We start from the raw sequence: 3,049 nt of genomic DNA, 5'->3' as shown, positions 1-3,049 counted from the left end.
GGGTGATCTCGTAATGCTCCACCGCCTGCGCGGCGGCGATGAGCCCGGCATCGCCCGCGTCGCTGCCGCCGAATTCCTCGATGATCTCCTGGCCCTCGGCGATGATGCCCTGGATGGCCTTGCAGGTGACGCCCTCGGGCTTCTCGCCGAGGCTCCTGAACACCGCGTCGAGGCGCTTCACCTGCTGCTCGGTCTCCTTCAGGTGGACGCCGAAGGCGACCTTGAGGTCGTCGGCCCGGGCCGCCTCCATCATCGTCGGGAGCGCCTTGAGGATCGCGTTCTCGGCGAAGTACGTGTCCTTGAGCTGGTGCAGGAAGAGAGCGTTCAGATCCGTGCCGGCCATCGTGGGCGTTTCCTCAACCAGAACTTGTACCGCTCTGCAAACCGGACTCCGCCCCGTTCGTTCCGGGCGCTTCGAGGCCCCCGGCGCGCCCCGTCAGGGGCCGCCCGCCCGCGCCGCCGCGGGGGCCGCAGCAAGGCGCCGCGGGGCCGGAACACCGTACGCATCCCTCGGTTGACGCGGCTCAAGCCGAGAGACCGAACGGGACCCCCGATGACCGATCCCCTGAAGAAATATCCCCGCCCGCCCTTCGAGAGCCAGCCGCAGAGCTTCCCCGGCCAGACCGGCCGGATGGCGCCCGAGCCCGACCACGGCGAGGAGAGCTACCGCGGCTCCGGCAAGCTCGCCGGCAAGGCCGCCCTCATCACCGGCGGCGACAGCGGCATCGGCCGCGCGGTCGCGATCGCCTATGCCCGCGAGGGCGCGGACGTCGCCATCGCCTACCTGCCCGAGGAGCAGAAGGACGCGGAGGCGGTCGGCGCCTGGATCGAGAAGGCGGGCCGCCGCGCCCTGCTCCTGCCGGGCGACCTGAAGGACCCGGCCCATGCCCGGGAGGTCGTCGCCCGCACCGCCGAGACGTTCGGCCGGCTCGACGTGGTCGTCAACAACAGCGCCTTCCAGCAGCCGAACCAGGGCCTGGAGGCGATCGAGGACGCGATCTTCGAGCAGCATTTCCGCACGAACGTCTTCGCGCCCTTCTACGTGACCAAGGCCGCGCTCGCGCATCTGAAGCCGGGCGGCTCGGTGATCTTCACCTCGTCCGTGAACTCGAAGCACCCGATGCCGACGCTGCTCGCCTACAGCGCCACGAAGGGCGCCCTGAGCAATCTCGTGCTCAGCCTCGCCCAGCTCCTCGCCGAGAAGGGCATCCGCGTGAACGGCGTGCTGCCGGGCCCGATCTGGACGCCGTTCATCCCGGCCGGGATGAGCGAGGATTCGGTGAAATCCTTCGGCAGCCAGGTGCCGTTCGGCCGCCCCGGCCAGCCCGCGGAACTCGCCTCCGCCTACGTGATGCTCGCCGCCGAGGAGAGCAGCTACACCTCCGGCGCCCTCGTCACGGTCGCCGGCGCCATGCCGGTTCTCTGACGCCGGCCCTCTGACGCCGGCCCCGCGCGGGGCGCCGCGAACCCGCGCGCCGAGGTGCCGGTGCCGATCGACGGCGCGACGGCGACGTTCGAATCGACCGTGATCCTCGAATATGTCGAAGATCACTGGGCCGCCGCGCGGGCCGCCGAGCCCGACGCCCTCTGGACGGATGCGGAGCCGGCCGTCCTGCAGGTCTCGGGTACGGGACCCTTCGGCCTGACCTACATCAACCCCGCCGACGACCCGAGCCGGCCGGCCGCGGGCCGCTGAGCGGGCGTCGGGCGAGCGAGGGAGACAAGGCATGAGCGTGGCGACATCCCGGGCGGTCTTGGTCGCGCCCGGCGGGGGCTTCGAGAAGGTCGGATTCGGCGAGCGGCCCGTGCCCGAGCCGGGGCCCGGCGAGATCACGGTGCGGCTGCGGGCAAGCTCGCTCAACTACCACGACTACGCCGTGGTCAGCGGCATGTGGGGGCCGAGCGAGCCGCGCGTGCCGATGTCGGACGGCGCGGGCGAGGTGGCGGCGGTCGGCCCCGGCGTGACCGAGTTCGCCGTGGGCGACCACGTCGTCAGCACCTTCTTCCCGACCTGGCTCGACGGCATCCCGCAGGTCGAGGGCTTCGCCACGGTGCCCGGCGACGGGGTGGACGGCTATGCCCGCGAGCGCGTCACCGCCCCAGCCACCGCCTTCACCCGCGCCCCGAAGGGCTGGGACCATGCGGAGGCCGCGACCCTGACCACGGCGGCGCTCACCGCGTGGCGCGCCCTGCACGACGATGCCGGCCTCAAGTCCGGCGACGTGGTGCTGGTGCAGGGCACGGGCGGCGTGTCGCTGTTCGCCCTGCAATTCGCCAAGGCCGCCGGCGCCACGGTGATCGCGACCTCGTCGAGCGACGAGAAGCTCGAGCGCCTGCGCGCGCTCGGCGCCGACCACGTCCTCAACTACCGCGCGGATGCGGCATGGGGCGCCAGCGCCAAGCGGCTGACGGGCGGGCGCGGCGTCGACCACGTGCTCGATGTCGGCGGCCCGGGCACCCTGGAACAGGCGATGGAGGCGGTGCGGGTCGGCGGCCACGTCTCGGTGATCGGCATCCTCACGGGCGTCGCGGGCCCCCTGCCGCTCGTGCCGGCCCTCGTTCGGCAGATCCGCCTCCAGGGCGTGCTGGTCGGCAGCCGCCGCCAGCAGACCGACATGATCCGGGCCATCGACGCGAACGGGCTGCGCCCGGTCGTGGACAGCCGCTATCCCCTGGACAGGCTCGTCGACGCCTTCCGCCACCAGGAGAGCAACCGGCATTTCGGCAAGATCTGCATCGAGATCTGACCTCACCTGAGCGCTCCCGTGATCCAGGGATCACGGGAGACGGCCTAGCCGGCGGCCGGTGCCGCGGGCGGGTGCGTCGCGCCGGGCTCGTCGCGGGCGCCGACGAACCGGCCGAGGAGCCGGCCGAGGAGGCGCGAGAGGCTGTCCATCAGCAGGAACACTGCCGGCACGAAGACGAGGGAGAGCAGCGTCGAGACGATGAGCCCCGCGATCACCGCGACCGCCATCGGCGCCCGGAACTCGCCGCCGACGCCGAGCGCCATCGCGGAGGGCACCATGCCGGCGGCCATGGCGATCGTCGT

At 72.4% G+C, this 3,049-nt stretch carries 5 protein-coding genes; 3 read left to right on the top strand and 2 right to left on the bottom strand.

The features are described 5' to 3' along the window. The coding region (locus E1J50_RS26130) for a YciE/YciF ferroxidase family protein (protein WP_132257167.1) at positions 1–343 on the bottom strand (343 nt) is incomplete at its 3' end. A 210-nt stretch (positions 344–553) separates the two neighbouring features. On the opposite strand from E1J50_RS26130, the gene E1J50_RS26125 reads away from it, so the two are divergent. From E1J50_RS26125 to E1J50_RS26110, 3 genes are read left to right on the top strand one after another with little or no spacing between them, the layout of a single operon-like run. Next, a complete protein-coding gene (locus E1J50_RS26125; RefSeq protein ID WP_132257165.1) occupies positions 554–1,426 on the top strand; it encodes an SDR family oxidoreductase in 873 nt (290 codons plus the stop codon). Positions 1,427–1,486: 60 nt separating this feature from the next. Further along, complete coding sequence (locus E1J50_RS27880) at positions 1,487–1,696, top strand: hypothetical protein (RefSeq protein WP_207919309.1); 210 nt, start codon at positions 1,487–1,489, stop codon at positions 1,694–1,696. Between the two features lie 31 nt (positions 1,697–1,727). Next, entirely contained in the window at positions 1,728–2,747 is a 1,020-nt protein-coding gene (locus E1J50_RS26110) for a zinc-dependent alcohol dehydrogenase family protein (RefSeq protein ID WP_132257163.1), read from the top strand. A 44-nt stretch (positions 2,748–2,791) separates the two neighbouring features. Here the strand turns inward: E1J50_RS26110 and E1J50_RS26105 are convergent. Then, positions 2,792–3,049, bottom strand: a 258-nt coding sequence (locus tag E1J50_RS26105) for an efflux RND transporter permease subunit (RefSeq protein ID WP_132257161.1), incomplete at its 5' end; no start/stop codon positions are given.

It is taken from the genome of Methylobacterium segetis (genome assembly GCF_004348265.1).
In the GTDB taxonomy this organism is placed as follows: Bacteria; Pseudomonadota; Alphaproteobacteria; order Rhizobiales; family Beijerinckiaceae; genus Methylobacterium; species Methylobacterium segetis.
The sequence above is the reverse complement of the archived record's forward strand: the minus strand, read 5'-3'. Positions and strand labels throughout refer to the sequence as shown.